Here is an 18,778-nt window from a genome sequence, read left to right as displayed (position 1 = left end):
TTTGGTTTTTTACCACATTTGATCCGAGAGAGCAACGGCCCTCGATGCTGAGGATTGGGAAAATGACGACGGAGGCTCGCCGTTTGACGAGGCTGCGTCGGGCGGGGACGGACGCCTCCTCAAGGGATTGTCCTTGTCGGCGAACATTCTCGGTCCAAGCAAACTCGTCGACACGTGGCTCGGATCCAGGCGCCGAAGACACATCTGCCTCCGCCGAGTCGATTCAATTTTCCAGGGAGAGGAAACAATATGTGGACCAATCTGATGAGACTGGCTCTTGTTGTCGTCGCGCTATCAGCAATCGGCAAAGGCTCAGCGATTGCCCAGGCAAAATATGGTCCTGGTGTAAGTGATACCGAGATAAAGATCGGAAACACCAACCCATACAGCGGTCCGGCGTCAGCTTATGGGGTAATAGGAAGAACCGAGGAAGCCTATTTCAGAAAAGTAAATGACGACGGTGGGATCAATGGCCGCAAGATCAATTTCATCTCCTACGATGATGCCTATAGTCCACCAAAGGCAGTCGAACAGGCGCGAAAGCTGGTGGAGGACGATGATGTTCTGCTGCTATTTCACGCGGTGGGCACGCCGCCCAACGCCGCCATTCAGAAATACCTGAACGCGAAGAAGGTCCCGCAGCTTTTTGTCGCCAGCGGAGCGACGCGGTGGAATGATCCTCAGAACTTTCCGTGGACGATGGGATGGCAGCCCAACTACAAGAGCGAGGCTCGCGTCTATGCAAAATACATCCTGAAGACGAAGCCTGATGCGCGGATTGCCGTTCTCTATCAGAACGACGATTTTGGAAAAGACTATCTCAAAGGTTTGAAGGAGGGTCTGGGAGCGAAGGTCTCCTCCATGATTGTTGCCGAAGAAAGTTATGAAACGACGTCACCGACCATCGAATCCCAGGTAGCAACCTTCAAGTCACGCGGCGCGGACGTTTTCGTGAACGTCACGACAAACAAGTTTGCGGCGCAGGCCATCCGCAAGGCCGGTGAGATCGGGTGGAAGCCGATTCATATCCTGAACAACAATGCAATCTCGATTGCCAGTGTCATAACTCCCGCAGGTATCGAAAACGCACAGGACATCATCTCGGTTGCCTATTTGAAGGATCCGACCGACCCGCAGTGGAAGGATGATGACGGCATGAAGGCCTATTACGACTTCATGGCCAAATATCTACCTGAGGCCAACAAATCCGACACTCTGCGAGTATATGCGTACAGCGCAGCCCAAACTCTCGTTCATGTCCTCACCAAGTGCGGCAATAATCTGACGCGCGAAAACGTGATGGCGCAGGCCGCGAGCGTCAAAAACCTCCAACTTCCTGGATTGTTGCCGGGCATCCTCATCAACACCAGCCCAACAGACTTTGCACCGATCACGCAATTTCAACTCATGAAATTCAAAGGAGAGCGTTGGGAGCTGTTTGGGGATGTCATCAACGCAGGGACGTCGGATTGAAATAGTAGGTCTCCGCGAGCTGAGAGGGTGCGCTTTAGCCAGGAGGCCCCTAGCTGCGGCGCGATTGTAGCTCGGTTATCCCACGGCCGCGTTTTGCCTGCACGAACTTGGGATTTGCGTCCGATTGTTAATACGAAAGAGCGGCTCAAAGATCGCTCGGCTATTCCAACACAGCAATCACACTGGGAGAAACAAATGGATCCGGCTTCGATTATCCGCCAATCCGGTCGAATTTATGCAAAGAATATCGCCGTATCTTTTCAGCAACGCGAGCAGACCTACGCAGAACTGTACCATCGTGCAATTTTGTTGGCGAACGTATTGCGTCATTCCGGCGCAGGCAAAGGCGATCCCGTTGCGGTGCTCGCTGACAATGCTTTCGAAACCGTCGAGCAGGCCGCAGCCTGCGCTTTGGCGAATAATCCGCGAGCGACCCTCTATACGTACCACGCACCGAGTGTGAACCGTTATCTGCTTGAGTTGACGGGAGCACGTGTTCTTCTAGTTCAGGCCAAATACTACAGAGCCCTCGCCCCCCTCCTGACCGATCTGAAGAGCCTCAAAACCGTGATCGTCTTTGACGGCGAGGCTCCGGCCGGAACGGTTTGCTATGAGGACGCGTTGGCCTCTGCGTCAGCAGAGGACAAAATCGTTCCGGTGACCGATGACGATGTGCACATCATCCGGTTCAGCAGTGGCACGACCGGCAAGCCCAAGGGGGTCTATCATTCGGTGGGGCGCTGGACCGCTTACAATAGCGAATGGCGCTGGGGTACGCCGATGATCGATGAAACAAGCCGCTATCTCGTGCCCTGCTCCCTCGCGCATCTGGGAATCGCGTTCCTTTGGGGATTTCTGACCGTTGGCGGTCGGATCATCCCGATGCCCGCGTTTGATGCCAGACACACCCTCGAACTGCTCGAGCGCGAGAAGATTACGCACGCCGCGGCGGCTCCCGTCATGATACGCGAGATGGTTGCGGATGACACGGCACGATCGCGAGACTTCTCCGCCCTCAAATGCTTGATGTATGCTGGGTCGCCGATCGCAACGAATACGCTGCGGGAGGCCATTCGTGTCTTTGGCCCAACATTGTACCAGCTCTATGCGCAAAGCGAAGCCATGCCGATCACGATGCTGCTGCCTCATCATCACCGTGTTGATGGCACCGAGGCTGAATTGCGTCGCCTCCGGTCGGCTGGCCGGCCTACCGGAAACAACTTCGTGACAATTCGCGATGAAAACGGAAACCTTCTTCCGCCGGATGCCATCGGTGAGATTGCATGCCTTGGACCGGGGACCATGAGCGGCTTGTGGAACGATCCGGAGGGAAAGGCCGTGCGCACGCTGCCGGATGGCAGTATCCTGACCCGCGATATGGGCTTCATGGATGAGGACGGCTTCGTCTACCTGGTCGACCGCAAGGACGATATGATCGTTTCGGGCGGCTACAATATCTGGCCGTCAGAGCTGGAAGAAGCCCTTACCAATCACCCGGCCGTGGCCGAAGTCTCGGTCTTCGGTGTGCCGGATGAAAAATGGGGGGAAACGCCCAGGGCCGTCGTGGTACTGAAGAAAGGAGCGAAGGCTTCCAAGGAAGAACTCATTTCGTATACGAGAGAGGTTGTCGGGCCCGTAAAGAAAGTGACCTCGGTTGATTTCGTCGCGGCTCTGCCGAGGACCGCTACCGGAAAGGTCTTGCGCGGAGAGCTCAAGGCGCCGTTCTGGAAGGACCGCGCGACCCGCATCAGCGGTTCCTGAAATTGAAAACAGCACCGCCGGTATAAAGCGTTGCGCGGACTGCCGAGCGAGCAAGCCAATGCAAATCGGCGGTCAGACATCCTCGATGGTCACGCGGGACTCTTGAACAGGACATGCCGCAACCAAAGCGACATCGACAGACCCCCCCTATTCTAGCGATCAGAACCAGGACAGAAACGAGAAAATGGTATCATGCCAATCACTCTCGTCATCATAGCCATGTTGGGAACGACCGAAAGGGCGAGCAACAAATTGACATGCGCTCGTCAAAGGGCGTGCAACTGACCGAAGCCGGGGGTCTTATGCCAAATACGGGCAACAACTAGGAGTCGCGCTCGAAATAACTCCCGACACCTCGCGTACGATCCCGCTCATTGCCCTGAAATTGCCGCCGCGGAATGGGCTGCGAACGCTTACCAGGGAAACTCCGGCAACGACCTCGCCGATGCCGACGATATCGTCGGCGTTACGTTTGCCGTGAACGGTGGCCAGACGGGAATTGACGACCGAAGATACTGGCTGGGGCGCACAAAGGTCATCTGGCTTGCTCCCCTGGTCGCGACCAGTTTGTTGTCGAGTCGCGCCGTGGCCAACCTCGACGCCTCGGTATCGGACGCCACCAACACCGGCACCGTTGTCGCTAGCGTGTCAGCGGGTTCGTTCGCCGCGCGGGCCGCTCAAACGGCGCTCGACCAATGGCAAAAATTCGGCAATCAGACCTATGATATTGCCGGACACGCAACCCAGATCGGTCACAAGGAAGGCGAAGACGCATGGCATAAATATTTCGGCCAATACTGGAAGGAAGGCGTTGGCAATGACACCCTGACCGGCCTCGACCACAGCGTTCCATGGTCGGCTGCCTTTGTATCATGGGTCATGAGGACGTCTGGTCGCTGGGCGCAACCGCCCACTCAGCGGAAGTGGCTCGCTGAAGTGAAACGCTGTCGCATCGATGGTAATGGCGTCGATTTCGGGAATTTACTGGCTGGCATCACGACTATCGCGGCACCTGTTCCAGATGCAGCTGGCAAGCCAACTCACAGGGTCGGCGCCGCTGGTATAGCGGAAGTCATGGGCTTGAATCGCTACCGTCGGCGAAAGTCTTGTTGCTGCGGCTCGTAAAGCCCAGGAATATCGCAGCTAGCGAGGACGACGCCGGTCCAGGCCACACTAGACCAGACCGGCGGATTTTTCCCGGCAACTAGAGTCCGGTCGCCTCGACCCACCCCTTGCCGTCGAATCGCATCATTTTGAAGGTCTTGATGCCGTCATAGTCATCCGGCGCGGTCTTAAATCTCAAGCCCGGACGGAAGAGCGGCGGTGCAATGTCGATGCTTCCGACCATTTTCATGATGTTTGACCGCGTCAGGTTATCGCCGGCCCGGCTGAGGACATCGAGCAAAACGTTCGCCATCACATAAGCTTGGGCGTTGGTCGTGTGAGCAGCGTTCATCGAGGGAGCGTACTTCTCCATGAATCCCATGTACGCGATTGTGTCGGGGTCCTTCGCCGTGCCGGGATCACCAATGTCCTTGTAGATCGCCGTTGAGATGATGCCGACGGAGTTCTGCAATCCGGCCGGTTCGAAGACCAGCGGAATGTTGGCTGCGCCCCAGGTAATGTAGATTGTAGTTTTCCAGTTGAGTTCCGCAATCTTTCGGATCGTTTGCGTGGCTTGTTTGCCCACCGCTGCGAGCACGACGACGTCGGCGCCGGTTGCCTTGAGCTTGACGATGTGGGAGTCGATCGTGGGTTCGGAGACCTCGAAAGGCTCGGTTGCTAGCAGGAACTTCGATGTGTCGTCACCCCAACCGTCCTTGAGGCCGTTCAGATAATCCTTGCCGAAGTCATCGTTCTGAAAGAACAGAGCTACCTTGGCGTTCGGTGAATTCTTGCGGATGTGATCAGCGAATAACTTTGCTTCGGTATGATAATTCGGGACCGCAGGCATCGAGTAGGGAAATTCCTTCGGGTTGTTGAATCGTGAGGCACCCGAATTGATGAAGATCTGGGGCACAGCCTTCTGGTTCAGATATTTCTGCACGGCGGCGTTGGCACCTGCCCCGATGGAAGCGAACATGAACAGGACGTCATCTGATTCGACGAGTTTGCGCGTTTTTTCGACAGTCTTCGGCGGCGAGTAGGCGTCATCCTCGCAAGTGAAATTGATTTTGCGGCCATTCACGCCGCCCTTCTCATTGGTCATCTTGAAGAAGGCTTCAAACGTTCCGCATGAGACGCCATACCCTGAGACCGGACCGCTCAGCGGCGCGGTCATGCCGATCTTGATCTCGGCGTCGCTTGCGCCTGGGTCATAGGCCTTTTGCGCGAGCACTGACGAGCTGAGACATGCCATCAGAGCGGTAGCGAGCGATAGGGTCTTCATAGGTCCTCCGTTTGGGTATCGCTATTGCTAACCTGTTCATCCGGCGTCCGGCGCGCAATCCGATTGATCAGGGTGTCCTCTTCCGCCGCAAGTCCGCCAGTACCATGGCAGCGCCTTTCTCGGCGATCATGACTGTCGGTGCATGCGTGTTCGATGAGGTGATGCTCGGCATGATCGATGCGTCGATCACGCGCAGTCGCTCGATATTCCGAACCTTTAGATCCGGAGCCACGACCGCATCTTCTCCTGCTCCCATGCGGCATGTTCCAACGGGATGATAGACGGTCGATCCGGTTCTGCGAGCGAAGTCGAGCCAATCATCGTAGCATTCCACGGCTGCGCCGGGTAATCGTTCGGCTTTCCGATTAGCAGCGAAAGCCGATGAATTCATAACCCTGCGGCACATGCGCAGTCCTTCTACGATCGCTTTCCGGTCAATCTCTGCCGTTAAATAAGCAGGCGAGATGTCAGGTGCCGCGAATGGATCGGTCGATTTTGCGGATATCCTGCCGCGACTTTCGGGGCGCATCTGCCAGACGCTGCAGGAGACTGCGGGCACTGTCTCGAGCTTACCGATCCTTGCCGAAGAGTAGCTGGCCGGTGTGAAATTGAACTGCAAATCGGGCTGGGGCAATGCAGGATGGCTACGAAAGAAACCGGTGCCGTTGCCGGCGGAATAGGTGAGAATTCCCTCGCCCTTGAATATATACCGAGCTATTTCGCGCCACAGTCGCCAGCCGCGACTCAACTCGTTCAGCGTCAACTGCCCGCTAACTTCATATACAACCCGCGCGAGATAGTGATCCTGTAAGTTGTATCCCACTCCCGGCAGATCGAGGATCACGGGAATACCAAGCGCTTGCAGGTCGCCGCTCTTTCCGATCCCGGAAAGTTGCAGCAGATGGGGCGATCCGATTGCCCCTGCCGAGAGGATTACCTCATGGCGCGCGCGAGCCGTCTTTGTTTCGCCGTGCCGACGATAGGTGACGCCCGTCGCAACTTGGTTCCTGACGGTAATCTGACATGCGTGAGCGTGACAGACGACAGTCAGGTTGCGTCGGCTCATTGCAGGACGAAGATAGGCGGTCGCCGTGCTTACACGGAAGCGGCCTGTTCTGGTCTGCTGCACCAGTCCCACGCCCTCGCGTGTGTCGCGATTGTAGTCTTTCAAGACCGGTAGCTGTAGCTCGCGACCAGCCCGGATAAAATCCTCGGTAAGGGGATGGTGCTTGACGAAATCGGATATGATCAGCGGACCGGTCTTGCCTCTTCCTTCCGAGCCGGCCTCGTAGGTTTCCGATTTCATCATATACTGTGCGATGTCGTCGAAGCTCCACCCGTCGCAACCGGCCTTCGCCCAGGAATCATAGTCCCGTGGTAATCCCCAAGACTGCCACATGCCGTTGATCGAACTGCTGCCTCCGAGCACTTTTCCACGCGGATAGTTGATGGCTCTGTTATAGGTACCTTCTTCGGGCTCGGTCTTGAAACCCCAACTCAGCTTTGGATGCGTCAGGAGGTAGAAGAAGCCTGCCGGAATCCGGATAAGTGGATGCCGATCCGATCCGCCGGCTTCGATCAGCAAGACCGAATTTTCCGGATTTTCGCTGAGACGATTGGCCAAGACGCAGCCGGCCGCGCCGGCTCCGACGATTACGAAGTCAAATTCAAGATCATCCGTGAAAAAATGAGCGCTTGGCAATATTCATACCTTCTAACAGAGATGCTCGTACCAGTCTTCGTGGTCCTGTCGCGAGCGTGATGTGCCTATCCCTCTTCGGGCTTGAAATCGGATATCGAGCTCTTACTTCATCGAATCGAGAACGGCCTTTCGAAACTGCAGAGGTACGATCTTCTCGTAAGGTAGCGGGGACGGGATATTCAGGACCCCGTCCGCGATAAACATTCTCTGCATTTGAGCCATGGTTTTTTCAGACACGGCGAGTTCCGGATCGTACCGATACTCCGGAGTGGACCGGACCAGAGTTTCCGGCATCTTGCCGATCTCGACGAAATATTTCGCGATGTCGCCGCGTTTGCTGTAGCCAGGAGCAAGATCCATTCTCGCTGTCTTGAGATGGGCGCGCAGGAGGGCGCAAGCGACCTGGGGCCGATCGCGCAGCAGGCTCGTGCCAAAGAGGATGCCGGTGCTGCTCTGGCCGGCCACGAGCGCCACGTTTCCGAAGGGGCGCGCCACGTTGCTCTGTTCGACTCCGACCTTGAAGGGTGCCGCGACATACGCCGCATCGACGCGCTGGTTTTGAAACGCGGCGAGCATGTCGGAATACCCCAGATTGACATGCTTGATGTCTCGATAGGTGACGTCACCTTCGGCCAGAAGCAATTCAGTCAGATAAGCCGAAGGGCTGCCGACGGTGCCCGGAAAGGCAACTGTGCGGCCCTTCAGGTCTTTCATCGTGCGGATGGTCCCACTGTCGAGCAGATCGGTGCGAACCATGAAGCCGCCTGCGGGATTGCTTGCATCTATCTGGCCATAGGCCGCGACGACCGCAAGCGGAATGCCGTTCGCGATGGAGTTGAAGACGTTCGACGACAGGCCGCCAACCGCTGCATCCAATTTCCCCGCCGCCACAAGCGCGACCGCATTTTGCGTGGTTGGAAATATCTCGGTTTTTGCTGAGAGCTTTTCCTCGGTATAGCGCCCGGCTCCTTCGGCCGTGATTGGGGTGCCGACGCTGAGCGCTAGCGCGGTGCCCACTGTAACTTGCTCGATCTTGGTCAGCGGGCTGCAATCGTATGAAGTCCGCCAGGGAGAATCCTCAGCCGCCGCCGGCGGCGCAAGCACGTTCATAGGATATCCGAAGAGCGCTCCGAGCATGAGCGATGCGCAGGCTGCGAAGGCGATTAGCCCACTTTTCGGCAAAAGCAAACGCATTTTGGGCCTCAATATGACGCATGTTTGATGGTTAGGTGAAAGCGAGCTTGGTTTGGTTCTGGTCTTCCCAGCAAATGCAGAACCGCTCAACGATGGTCACGAGACCGATCGAGAGGACTCCGACCAGGGCAGAAGTTACGATCCCCACGAACATTGAGGCCGGCTCGAAAATGCTCCAGGAGTGCCAGATCAGGAAGCCGACGCCGTCGTCGCCGTTCACCATTTCGGTGGCGATCGTCACCAAGATCGCTTGGCCCATCGCAAGGCGTAGACCACTGAAAATCATCGTGGCGGAGGCGGGCAGCGTGATTTCAAGGAAGCGATGGTGGGGCTTTGCGCCGAACACCCGACCGACATCGATGAAGCCGCTGGGAACGGCGCGTGCGGCATCATGTGCCGTAATCGCAATCAGGAGGAACACCGAAAGTCCGACGAGCGCGATCTTTGGGAGATCGCCGAGACCGAAGATCAGAAGCATCAAGGGAAAGATGCCGAGTTTCGGCACAGTATACATCGCGGTAAGGACCGGCCGAAACAGCGCATCCGCCGTCCAATAAGATCCAGTGAAAATTCCGAACACCACTCCAATCAGCGCGCCCGGAAGATAACCGGCGAATACGCGATAAAGTGTAACGACGATTTGCCCGAGAAGCGAGCCGTTGGCGAAAAGCTTGATCGCCGCGATTGTCGTGGCCGAGGGCGGCGGAAAAAAACGCCGGTCGATCATTCCAAAGATGGCGCCGACTTCCCAGCCAAGCAGGAGCGCGGCAGGAATAAGAAAGTTTAAGAGCAGGCGGAAACGGCTGCGCCGCGCGACCAACTTGCTATGCTGCCGTTCGAGCTGGCCGGGACTATTTACGATCCGCGTCGTACGTTCTAAGGCCCTCGGCGACCCAGGCGCAACGTTCATATCGGCTCCGAATGCTTGATTGGGGCGGCGTCCGGGCCGGCAGGTCTGACCTCGTCTCGGAGACTGGCCCATATTTCCTGCCGAATCTCCGAGAATTTCTGGCTGTAACGGATATCGGGAGACCGCGGTCGCCCGAATGGCACATCGAAGATGCGCTTGATCCGGCCCGGACGAGCGCTCATCAGCGCGACCCGGTCGCCGAGGAGAATGGCTTCGTCGAGGTCGTGCGTGACGGAGATCGCGGTCCTAACGTCGCCGTTTTCCCACTGACGAAGCAGATCCTCCTGCAGGATCTGACGCATTTGCGGATCGAGCGCTGCGAATGGCTCGTCGAGAAGCAGAAGGTCGGGGTCGAGAGCCAGCGCGCGCGCGAGCGAAACGCGCTGCTTCATGCCGCCGGACAACTGGCCGGGATAGGCATTTTCGAATCCCGCGAGGTTCATCCGGACGATGTGCTCTCTGGCGATCCGTTCGGCTTCGGGGCGCTTCTTGCCGGCGAGACGAAGTCCGAAAGCGACATTGCCCAGTACAGTCTTCCATGGAAAGATGCTGTAGTCCTGAAACACGACGGACACGGGCGACCTTCCGGCGTTGTTTAATGTGAGTTCGACTTCGCCTGTGCTGGGCCGGTCCAGCGACGCGAGAAGCCGCAGTAGCGTCGACTTTCCGCATCCCGAAGGTCCAAGCAGGCTGACGAATTCTCCCTCCCGGACATGGAGGCTTGTTTCTGCCAACGCTTTCGTTTCCCCGGTACGAGAAACGAAGATTTTGGTGACGTCTCTGATCGAAACGGAAATCTTATCGATCATTCTGCGTCCTTAGCCTCCGAGCTTACGGCGGTTAGGCCATACTGTTTGTGAACGCGATTGTCAGAATCGCAACCTCAGCTTCAAGCAGATAGAATGGAAGCTTCGCCACAACGCGCACGGGCCGGTGATTGTTTGGCGGGAACGCACGCGCCCTCGTGCTGCGGAGTCCTCTTCTCCGCGAATTTTACAATTCCGCAAACCCCGCACGGGTGGAATCGATCGGATCAAATGCCTAACCTCCCGATGCATATTTATTCTAACAAACGACCGTATCTTTAATCGGTAAGGTGTCAAGTACGGATTGCTCTGAAGTCTTTGTGCGAGGCGGACGAATTACCGCATCCCGAAAACCCGCGCAGCGTCCGGACCAAGCAGCGCTGACGAGAAATCTCCATAGTGGAGCAGCGCATCAAAGCGTCGCTGTATCTTGCGTGTTCACGGCCGCGAATCCAGCACCGTATCCCTCGAGTACGAGTTCTCAGCGGAGTATTCGTCGCGGTTTGAAACACTCGCTTCGGCCTTCCACGCCTAACCAGTTGCGGCGGCATCTGGAACGTCCCTCTCGAAATGCAGGAAGCGGATTGGAAGCGCAACGCAGGTGCCTCGAAGCTGATCCAACGGCACCCGGTCTCCTTGAGCAGAGACAAGCCGCACCTGATCAAAAGCAACGTCGATTTTCTGAAAGTGCCACTGGGAAAGGAGACCTTCTACCTGAGGCCTGACGCCATCCTCGTCACGACCGGCAGGGCGGTCGCCGCCTTCGCCTACCAGGATGTCGAATTCACGTTTCGAAATGCTCGGTTCATCGACGAAGAGGTCCCACCTGCCGATGCCATTGTGGTGGACCAGACCTGGCGCTACGTGAACCGCAAGGGCGGTCCGGACCGGTGCTTCAACAACAACCGACAACTACCGATCTGTCTTTACGGTGAGATCGATATGCGCTCCGCAGGTGGCGTGAACGAGCGCATCCAGTGTTCACGCCGTGATGTCGCGGAGAGATTTGTTGCGACCCTGGCCGCAATGTCGGCCTAACGACGCCACTGACCTCATAAGTGAGCTATCCGGCTGGTCAAAATGCTGCTGACAAGGAAACGGCCTCAGCCGCACCGGGGGATTATACTGAGGCCGCGTCGATGGACAGGTAGGAAGCGGATTGCACCGATGAACCTGGCTTGGTTCCTCGGCGCATGACGCCGTCCAGCCGCGGCCGATCGCGGTCACCACTTCTGCAAACCGCCTCAGGATCGGATCGTGCAGGTGGAGCCCCATAGTGTCTAAGGCGACGCTCACGCCGGCGCATTTGTCCAGCACCGCTATCTCGTCCGCCGCAAGCCTCGCCTTTCGAATCTGCGGCAGGTTCACCTGATTCCATCCGAGCTCGGCGTGTCCCTTTCGGAGCGGGCTTGAATGTCGGAGCAGGACAGCTCAGCGAGAACGTCACCACTGCGCGCCTGAACCTCGAGCGGATGCCGCTCGGGACGTTCCTCGAGCTCGGCCCCTCGGCGCTCATAGAGCTGACCGGCCTCCGGACCCCTGTGTTCTCATCGACGCTTCAAGACGGGTTTGAAACGGCAGGTGGTCTCGTGGGCGGAAACGGGCTCTCCATTGAAACGGGGCTGCTGGGCGGTCAGGGCCAGCGGAGCTGTCGCGGCTGGCGATACGCGCGGGTTCGGCTCCCGTCATCTCTTCGTGCCTCGCCGGCTCTGTAGGACACTTCAGGAGGCGGTCGCCCTCGCTCGTTCGCGCGCCTCGCGCCGACGCTCGCGGCGTTCGCGCCGACGCTTGGCTCGATCAACGGGCTGCCGAAGCGGAGGAACCTGCGTCACAGCGACTACCGCAGCCGTAGTCTCCTCGACCAAAGGCGGCTGGATCGGTTCGAACGCAGGTGGGCGGGCTTCCATGAACTCGAGCACTGCTCGTCCCTTGGCCGTGATCTGCCATCCGCCGCTGATGCGTTCGACCAGCCCATGGGAAAAGACATCGAGCTCGGGCACCCGCGCGGCAAGACGGTTGGTCCGGTCCGCCCATTCGCGGCCACTGGTCGCCAAGATGGCCATGTCGCGTTTGAGGTCCTCCATGACGGCAAAGCCATCCGGATAGCTCACTAGGATCTTGAGGACCGTCACCTGGAAGTTCACGCCCCCTCCGGATCAATCAGCGCCACATCGTGGGTGCACGGGACAGGGCGTCGCGGCCGACCTGCCTAAGGCCATCGGGCGAGACCTCTCCTTGGGTGGCGGCCTCTAGTATTTTCGAGGCTACGTGAGTCCGTGCTCCGATCTCGCGGTGCGAAACGCTTTCGCAGACTTCATCGAGGACCGCGCGCAAAAGCTCGGTGGTTTCCGTGTCGAACATGAGGTGCGCCATTCAGAATAAAACTGCGAACTCTTATGTTATTCAATTTCCTTGTAATTTCCGCGCCCAGCGCCCCTGCCCGGATTCAGGCCATCTTGCAGCGTGGCCACGGATCACACGGCGCTCAGCAGTTCTCCGACCTTCTCGTAAGCTTCGCCTTTGAAGCGCATCAATTGAAACTGCTTTACCGGCACGTAATCGGTCGGGGACGTGTTAAGCGTTATACCCGGAACGAGAAGCGGAGCGACAAAATTCTTCAGGCTCGTCACCTGGTGCAAGACATTGGCACGCGTCAGCTGATCGCCGCATTGTCGAACGACATGCGCGGTCGATGCCGCAATCGTGTATCCGATGGAGTAGAGATCGTTGGCACGATCCGCGTTCGGCACGTAGCGATCGAGAAATGACAGATATTCCTTCATGTCCGGCTGATCGGCCCAGAGAGGGTTTCCGGGATCCTGTCGGGTGACCGTTGCAAGAACACCTTGAGCGTTCTCGAAACCTGCCGGCTTCAAGGTCGCCCGCGTCGACGAGTTGCCCGAACCTAGAAACACCTGAGGCTTCCACTCGAGCGCGGCTATTTTCTGAAGCGCCTGGCTCGCCATCCTCGGAATGGTAATCAAGTTGACCACGTCCGCCCCGGATAATTTCATCTGGACGATCTGCGAATCGACCGTCGGATCTCCGACTGAATAGTTCAGTTCCGAGACGATTCGAGACGTGTGTGCACCTAAACCCTTCTTCAATCCCGCCAAGGTCGCTTTGCCGGCATCGTCGTTCTGGTAGATTACGGCAATCTTGGCATTCGGCAGCGCACCGGCAATGTAACGTCCGGAGACGCTTCCTTCCATCTCGAATGTCGTTGCGCCCACCATGGTCCAGGGATTGGACGCGGGCTCGGCAAGCTTTCCCGCACCCGCCGCGAGGAATAGCTGCGGCACTTTCCGTGTGTTCATGTATTTCTGCACGGCGAGATTGCCGGCGGATCCCATTGCGCCTGAGATGAAAAGAACTTCGTCGCCCTCGACGAGACGCCGCGCGGCCTCAACCGACTTTGGGGGACTGTAGGCATCATCGTAGAAGATGAATTTGGTCTTGCGGCCATTGATGCCTCCCGCTTCGTTCAGCATACGAAAGTAAGCATCCATGGCGCTGGCAAGCACACCGAACGACGATACCGGACCGCTCAGCGGCCCGAATTGCCCAATACGGATTTCCGTGTCGCTCGCGCCCGGATCGTATGAACCGGCTGCGGACGCCTTTCGCCCGATTACTCCGGCTGCGAGTGCCGACGCAGAAGCTGCCAATACAGTTCTTCGGCTTATTTTGTTCATTTTTCCTCCTGATAGTTCGTAGCAAATTACGGCGAGTATCTTCCGAATACTGCATCGTACTGCTCAACTATTTCGTTGATGAGATCGGCCGCTCCGGTGACGGAGCGGACGCCTGACACGGAATGCCCCGCGCTCCAGATTTCGCTCCAGCGCTTGGGTCCCTCTCCGGAATTCTTTCCGCCGAACTTTTCGCGCGCCCGCGCCTCGGACACCGATTCATCGAGATTCGATGGGTCCAGGCCCGCGGCGACGATGGATGGCCGCAGCATGCTGGCATCAAGCCCGGTGAAAGCCTTGGTCAACAGGACGTCGTCGAGCGTGCTGTCGACCAGCATCTGACGATAAGTGTTGTTCGCCATGCTCTCGTTGGTCGCGATGAACCGCGTCCCCATATAGGCCAGGTCACAGCCGAGAACACGCGCCGCAGCCAGCGACGTACCATCCGTCACGCCGCCCGCAAGTACGATCGGGCCATCGAACATGGATCGGACGGCACGAACGAACGCAAAGGGATTGACCCAGCCTGTCTGTCCGCCCGCCCCTGCGCTCAGCAGGATCAGACCATCCGCTCCAGCCTTGAGCGCCTTCTCGGCATGGCGCAGCGAGGCGATGTCCGCGAGCACCAGGCAGCCGATATCGTGAAGCGGTTCCACAACAGCGGCGGGCGATCCGACGCTGGTAATGACCAGTTCGACTTTGTGCCGAACCAGACATGCCAAATCGTCTTCGAGCCGTGGCTGACGGATGATGAGGTTCGGACAATGCGGCGCGGCCGGACGGTCAAGACCAGCGACGTTGCGCTCGATCTGCCCAAGCCAGGCATCGAGTTCCTCGACCGTCCGTGCGTTGGCCGTCGGGAAGGCGCCGATTGCTCCTGCCCGGCAGACTTCTGTGACGAGGTCCACGCCGGATACGCGAAGCATAGGCGCGGCGATCAGCGGCAACCGCAGCCGCTCGGTGATTGTCGCTGGTAATGCGCTTCGGCCTGGGGATACGCTCACAGCTATCTGCCCTTCCAGACCGGTTTGCGCTTTTCGGCAAATGCCTTGAGACCTTCCGTGCGATCCTCCGAATTCAGCGCCTTTTGTGCGATGGGCGCTTGCGCGGCCCAGCCGGCTTCATCGGTCCAGTTCGCGGCCTGGAAAATGATTTCCTTTGAAGCTGCCAAAGCGGTCGGACCGTTTGTCAGCAGCTCGTTGCCGAGTGCGACCGCGGCTTCAAGCGCCTGTCCCGGCTCGACCAGGCGATTGACGAGCCCCAGTCTTTCGAAGAATTCCGCGCTCTTGAACTGTCCCGTCAGTGCGAGCTCCATCGCAACGTGATACGGAATCCTCTTCGGCAGGCGAAACAAGCCGCCTCCGACGGCAACGACGTTGTGCCTGACCTCCGGCAATCCCATCTTGGCGTCGCGCGCGGCGACGATGAGATCGCAAGACAGGCACAGTTCCAGGCCGCCGCCGACGGCATATCCTTCGACCGCCGCGATCAGGGGTTTGCGAGGCGGCCGGCGAAACAGTCCGAAGCCGCCGCGTTCGGTGACGGCACGTTCACCACGCATGACCGCCTTCAGATCGGCGCCGGCGGAGAAGTTTCCACCCGCCCCGGTAATGACGCCGACGAACAATTCGTCCTCGGCGTCGAGCAGATCCATCGCCGCCGAAACGGCGTGCGCGACCGCGGCATTGAACGCGTTTTTCGCAACCGGCCTGTTGATGGTCACCACCAGAACATGCCCGCGGCATTCAGTGAGGACGACTTGTTCAGTCTCGCTGGTCATCGTCGGCTGGCCTCACAGTGCAAAACTGAATCCGCCATTGACGGGATAGGTCTGGCCGGTGATCCAGGCGCTGGCGTCGGATGCAAGGAACAGAACCATGTTGGCGACGTCGGTGGGTTGGCCCGGACGGCGGATGACGTATTTCTCCATCATCTTCTTTTGCAGTTCGGGATTAGCCTTCAAGCGCGCTTCGATCGCCGGCGTCATGGTGGCAGCAATCGCCACGCAATTGGCGGTGATCTGGTAGCGCCCCAGCGATCTCGCGATTCCTCGGGTAAAACCTGCGGCGCCAGCTTTCGCACCGGAATAGACTTCCAAGCCCGCTTCGCCGGCACGACCCGCATCCGAAATAACAGTGATGATCCGGCCACCCTTGCGCTCGATCATCCTCGGGATACAGGCTGCTGCGCCATTGATGACGCCATAGAGGTTGACTCCAATAAAGCTGTTCCACACCTCCGGACCCGTCTCCCAGAATGGCTTTCGCGCATCCGGATCGGGAACGGCGCCTGCGTTGCCGGCGTTGTTGACGAGCACGTCGATCGGCCCGAAGGCTTGTTCGGCCTTGGTGACCATGGCCTTGACCGACGCTAGACTCGTGACGTCTGCTTGCGCCGCGAGCGCTTTGCCGCCGCTCGCGTTGATTTCCTGGGCGACCTGCTCGGCGCGATCGAGGAAATAGTCATTGACGACAATGCCCGCCGCGTTGTGCGCAGCAAAGTGCAATGCAATCTGACGCCCGACTCCTTGTCCCGCGCCGGTGATCAGCGCTACCTTGTTTCCAAGATCGAGAAGCTCACTCATACATTTCTCTCCCGGCCCTTCCAGTAGGGCTCACGTAGGTCTCGCTTGAGCAATTTGCCCATTGTGTTGCGCGGCAATTCTTCGACGATCGATAGTGTTTTCGGCCGTTTGTACGATGCGAGATGCTCGCGGCAGAAATCCAGGATTGAGCCCTCGTCCGTTTGATGGCCGGGCTTCAATTCGCAGAACGCCTTGATCTGCTCACCGAACTCTTCGTCAGGAATACCGATCACGGCGACATCCTGAACATCCGGGTGCTTGAGAATCGCGGCCTCGATCTCGGCCGGATAGATGTTGACGCCGCCGGCGATAATCATGTCTTTGGCGCGATCGGTGATGAACAGATAGCCGTCGTCATCCAGCATTCCGACGTCGCCAACGCGAAAGTAACCATCCGCATCCAGCGTATCGGGGCTGAGCGGCTTGCCGTTCAGATATGACCTGATCGTCGCAGGCGTTCTGATCCATATCTCACCAGTCTGACTACGCGGCAACTCGTTGCCCTGGGTATCTCGAATACTGATATGCACATGCTTGTGCGGACGGCCGCTCGATCCCGGTTTCTTGTCCTGCATATCCGGTGGAAGAAAGCTGATCATTCCGACTTCGGTTGCGCCGTAGCCCTCGCCAAGAACGCCGTCCCCAAAATAGTCGATGATCCATCGCTTGAGCTGGTAAGGCACGGGAGCCGCCCCGACCGAAAGCGCCCGGATAGACGACACGTCATGGGATTCGAGTAAGTCGCGCGGAAGAGCCGCGAGCCGCTTGTACATGGTTGGGACACCGGTCCAATTGGTGACCCTGTGTTTGGCGATCAGGCGCAGCACACCTTCCGGATCGAAACGCCGCATCATCACGGTGGTATTGCCGAGTTGGATCGCGCCCCACACCTGCGAAGGGCCTGCGCCATGATGCAGCGGCAGAGTCAGCAGCGAGACGCCGCCGGGATGTCCGCGCCGGGTCTGCGCGACGTCCGCGAGGTATTCGTTGGTTTTCGTGTCGATCTTCGCGACGGGTTGAAGCGCCGAGACAACGCCCTTGGGCAGGCCTGTCGTCCCGGACGTATAAAGGATCAGCGGCGGGCGGCCTCTTGACACGAGCGCAGGCTCCGCTGCCGCCTTCAGCAGGTCCGAGAAGTCAACGAATCCCGGCGATGACTTGTCGATGGACACGGCGAGCTTGACGAGAAGACCATCAAAAGCCGGCACCAGCGCCGACGGATCGGTATCGTCACAGACGACAACTTGCGCACCGCTATTGGACAGCACGTATTTCGTTTCGGCCGCCGTCAGCCGCCAGTTGAGACCGAGCAGCGAGCAACCGAGCTTACCGAGCGCCTCACTCAAGATCGGCCATTCGATACGGATTTGGGTTCGCAGCACGACAATGTCGCCTGCGGCCACACCCCTCGCCGTCAAACCATGCGCAACGCGATTGGCCGCGTCGTTGAGTTGCGACCACGTCAACTGACGGTCGCCTTCGACAAATGCGATGTCGTCGGGCCGGTTCGCAGCCCAGAATTCGACGCTATTGGGTTGGATCTCGATCATCTTGCCAGCCTCCGCCGGAGAGTCGAAATGAATTGTGCGCCGATCCGGTCGAGATCGGTCCCGCCGGGATCGGCCAGCCATAGCGCCACCGACCCGCGCAGCGTTGCCAGGATCAGTGCCCCCTCGACTTCGGGGTCGACGTCGGCACGAACCGCGCCGGTCTCGATTCCAGCTCTGATGGCGCTCACGATTTCCGCTATGGAGTCACGATTGACCTTCGCGACCGTGGCCCTGATCGCAGGCGTGTGAAGTGCACCGGCCAACACCGTATGAAAGGCGCGAACCATCTTCGTGTTCTGGGGCGGCGACTCGAAATAGTATTTGACCGAAGCGATCAGACCCTCGAATCCGGAAAGGTCGGCACTGGCGCGGCGACGCGCCATGAACGAGCCGATAATGTAGACCGCCAACGCCGACAGAAGATCGTTCTTGGTCCCGAAGTAATGCGACGGCAGCCCACGGCTATAGCCGGCACGTTCTCCCGCGTCCGCCAGCGTGATGGCCTCGAAGCCCTCCTCGGCGACAATCAGCGCTGCTGCCTCGAGTATCCGGCGCTCCGCCTCATCGCGACGCTCGGCTTGAGTACGTCCCTCGCGCATTGAAGCGGACTCGTCGCTTTGCCGCTCCTTCGTGCGCCGAACCGTCCGGATCATGTTGACCCTCGCTCCCCTGTCTAATCGCCCTTTTTCACTTGCAAATGATCTAGAACAATGTTTG

17 protein-coding genes are annotated in these 18,778 nt (G+C 58.5%); 4 read left to right on the top strand and 13 right to left on the bottom strand.

Annotation, left to right across the window (positions count from 1 at the left end):
- The first annotated feature begins 264 nt into the window (after positions 1-264).
- The 3 genes from IVB29_RS34150 (at position 265) to IVB29_RS34140 (ending at position 4,359) form a co-directional block, all read left to right on the top strand.
- The gene (locus IVB29_RS34150) at positions 265-1,473 is read left to right on the top strand and encodes an ABC transporter substrate-binding protein (RefSeq protein ID WP_247507855.1); all 1,209 of its coding nucleotides are present in this window, start codon (positions 265-267) and stop codon (positions 1,471-1,473) included.
- 195 nt (positions 1,474-1,668) lie between these two features.
- Positions 1,669-3,234, top strand: coding sequence for an AMP-binding protein (locus tag IVB29_RS34145; protein WP_247507819.1), 1,566 nt, complete (start codon positions 1,669-1,671; stop codon positions 3,232-3,234).
- Positions 3,235-3,819: 585 nt separating this feature from the next.
- Positions 3,820-4,359, top strand: a complete 540-nt coding sequence (locus tag IVB29_RS34140) for a DUF2272 domain-containing protein (protein ID WP_247507818.1) — start codon at positions 3,820-3,822, stop codon at positions 4,357-4,359.
- Between the two features lie 79 nt (positions 4,360-4,438).
- On the opposite strand, the gene IVB29_RS34135 is transcribed toward IVB29_RS34140, so the two are convergent.
- The 5 genes from IVB29_RS34135 to IVB29_RS34115 all read right to left on the bottom strand — a co-directional run bounded on the left by IVB29_RS34135 (position 4,439) and on the right by IVB29_RS34115 (position 10,238).
- Positions 4,439-5,623: an ABC transporter substrate-binding protein gene (locus tag IVB29_RS34135; RefSeq protein WP_247507817.1), complete on the bottom strand. Its 1,185-nt coding sequence runs from the start codon at positions 5,621-5,623 to the stop codon at positions 4,439-4,441.
- A gap of 67 nt (positions 5,624-5,690) precedes the next feature.
- On the bottom strand, positions 5,691-7,325 hold the full coding sequence (locus tag IVB29_RS34130; RefSeq protein WP_247507816.1) for a GMC family oxidoreductase N-terminal domain-containing protein: 1,635 nt from the start codon (positions 7,323-7,325) through the stop codon (positions 5,691-5,693).
- A gap of 102 nt (positions 7,326-7,427) precedes the next feature.
- Positions 7,428-8,435, bottom strand: coding sequence for an ABC transporter substrate-binding protein (locus tag IVB29_RS34125; protein WP_247507815.1), 1,008 nt, complete (start codon positions 8,433-8,435; stop codon positions 7,428-7,430).
- Between the two features lie 115 nt (positions 8,436-8,550).
- Complete coding sequence (locus tag IVB29_RS34120) at positions 8,551-9,429, bottom strand: ABC transporter permease (RefSeq protein ID WP_247507814.1); 879 nt, start codon at positions 9,427-9,429, stop codon at positions 8,551-8,553.
- On the bottom strand, positions 9,426-10,238 hold the full coding sequence (locus IVB29_RS34115; RefSeq protein WP_247507813.1) for an ABC transporter ATP-binding protein: 813 nt from the start codon (positions 10,236-10,238) through the stop codon (positions 9,426-9,428). Before IVB29_RS34115 ends, IVB29_RS34120 begins: the two co-directional genes overlap by 4 nt.
- Before the next feature lie 567 nt (positions 10,239-10,805).
- Here IVB29_RS34115 and IVB29_RS34110 point away from each other — a divergent pair.
- Positions 10,806-11,273, top strand: a complete 468-nt coding sequence (locus tag IVB29_RS34110) for a hypothetical protein (protein WP_247507812.1) — start codon at positions 10,806-10,808, stop codon at positions 11,271-11,273.
- 683 nt (positions 11,274-11,956) lie between these two features.
- Here IVB29_RS34110 and IVB29_RS34105 read toward each other — a convergent pair.
- The 8 genes from IVB29_RS34105 to IVB29_RS34070 all read right to left on the bottom strand — a co-directional run bounded on the left by IVB29_RS34105 (position 11,957) and on the right by IVB29_RS34070 (position 18,714).
- On the bottom strand, positions 11,957-12,379 hold the full coding sequence (locus IVB29_RS34105; RefSeq protein WP_247507811.1) for a hypothetical protein: 423 nt from the start codon (positions 12,377-12,379) through the stop codon (positions 11,957-11,959).
- Positions 12,380-12,395: 16 nt separating this feature from the next.
- A complete protein-coding gene (locus tag IVB29_RS34100) occupies positions 12,396-12,596 on the bottom strand; it encodes a hypothetical protein (protein WP_247507810.1) in 201 nt (66 codons plus the stop codon).
- A 113-nt stretch (positions 12,597-12,709) separates the two neighbouring features.
- Positions 12,710-13,930, bottom strand: a complete 1,221-nt coding sequence (locus tag IVB29_RS34095) for an ABC transporter substrate-binding protein (protein ID WP_247507809.1) — start codon at positions 13,928-13,930, stop codon at positions 12,710-12,712.
- Between the two features lie 26 nt (positions 13,931-13,956).
- Positions 13,957-14,853: a nitronate monooxygenase gene (locus IVB29_RS34090; protein ID WP_247507854.1), complete on the bottom strand. Its 897-nt coding sequence runs from the start codon at positions 14,851-14,853 to the stop codon at positions 13,957-13,959.
- 80 nt (positions 14,854-14,933) lie between these two features.
- Positions 14,934-15,707 (bottom strand): crotonase/enoyl-CoA hydratase family protein, encoded by a 774-nt coding sequence (locus tag IVB29_RS34085; protein WP_247507808.1) that lies wholly within the window; start codon positions 15,705-15,707, stop codon positions 14,934-14,936.
- 12 nt (positions 15,708-15,719) lie between these two features.
- Complete coding sequence (locus IVB29_RS34080; RefSeq protein WP_247507807.1) at positions 15,720-16,511, bottom strand: SDR family oxidoreductase; 792 nt, start codon at positions 16,509-16,511, stop codon at positions 15,720-15,722.
- Positions 16,508-18,061, bottom strand: a complete 1,554-nt coding sequence (locus tag IVB29_RS34075; protein ID WP_247507806.1) for an AMP-binding protein — start codon at positions 18,059-18,061, stop codon at positions 16,508-16,510. Before IVB29_RS34075 ends, IVB29_RS34080 begins: the two co-directional genes overlap by 4 nt.
- On the bottom strand, positions 18,058-18,714 hold the full coding sequence (locus IVB29_RS34070) for a TetR/AcrR family transcriptional regulator (RefSeq protein ID WP_247507805.1): 657 nt from the start codon (positions 18,712-18,714) through the stop codon (positions 18,058-18,060). Before IVB29_RS34070 ends, IVB29_RS34075 begins: the two co-directional genes overlap by 4 nt.
- Positions 18,715-18,778: the final 64 nt, after the last annotated feature.

This window comes from Bradyrhizobium sp. 1 (assembly GCF_023073315.1).
Lineage (GTDB): Bacteria > Pseudomonadota > Alphaproteobacteria > Rhizobiales > Xanthobacteraceae > Bradyrhizobium.
Note: the sequence above shows the minus strand (reverse complement) of the source record. Positions and strands in the feature narration are given on the sequence as shown.

Coding starts and splice junctions, on each gene's coding strand:
- IVB29_RS34100 (WP_247507810.1), bottom strand. CDS start 12,596: ATGTTCGACACGGAAACCACCGAGCTTTTGCGCGCGGTCCTCGATGAA.
- IVB29_RS34120 (WP_247507814.1), bottom strand. CDS start 9,429: ATGAACGTTGCGCCTGGGTCGCCGAGGGCCTTAGAACGTACGACGCGG.
- IVB29_RS34085 (WP_247507808.1), bottom strand. CDS start 15,707: ATGACCAGCGAGACTGAACAAGTCGTCCTCACTGAATGCCGCGGGCAT.
- IVB29_RS34125 (WP_247507815.1), bottom strand. CDS start 8,435: ATGAACGTGCTTGCGCCGCCGGCGGCGGCTGAGGATTCTCCCTGGCGG.
- IVB29_RS34135 (WP_247507817.1), bottom strand. CDS start 5,623: ATGAAGACCCTATCGCTCGCTACCGCTCTGATGGCATGTCTCAGCTCG.
- IVB29_RS34095 (WP_247507809.1), bottom strand. CDS start 13,930: ATGAACAAAATAAGCCGAAGAACTGTATTGGCAGCTTCTGCGTCGGCA.
- IVB29_RS34070 (WP_247507805.1), bottom strand. CDS start 18,714: ATGATCCGGACGGTTCGGCGCACGAAGGAGCGGCAAAGCGACGAGTCC.
- IVB29_RS34145 (WP_247507819.1), top strand. CDS start 1,669: ATGGATCCGGCTTCGATTATCCGCCAATCCGGTCGAATTTATGCAAAG.
- IVB29_RS34150 (WP_247507855.1), top strand. CDS start 265: ATGAGACTGGCTCTTGTTGTCGTCGCGCTATCAGCAATCGGCAAAGGC.
- IVB29_RS34090 (WP_247507854.1), bottom strand. CDS start 14,853: ATGCTTCGCGTATCCGGCGTGGACCTCGTCACAGAAGTCTGCCGGGCA.
- IVB29_RS34110 (WP_247507812.1), top strand. CDS start 10,806: ATGCAGGAAGCGGATTGGAAGCGCAACGCAGGTGCCTCGAAGCTGATC.
- IVB29_RS34075 (WP_247507806.1), bottom strand. CDS start 18,061: ATGATCGAGATCCAACCCAATAGCGTCGAATTCTGGGCTGCGAACCGG.
- IVB29_RS34080 (WP_247507807.1), bottom strand. CDS start 16,511: ATGAGTGAGCTTCTCGATCTTGGAAACAAGGTAGCGCTGATCACCGGC.
- IVB29_RS34115 (WP_247507813.1), bottom strand. CDS start 10,238: ATGATCGATAAGATTTCCGTTTCGATCAGAGACGTCACCAAAATCTTC.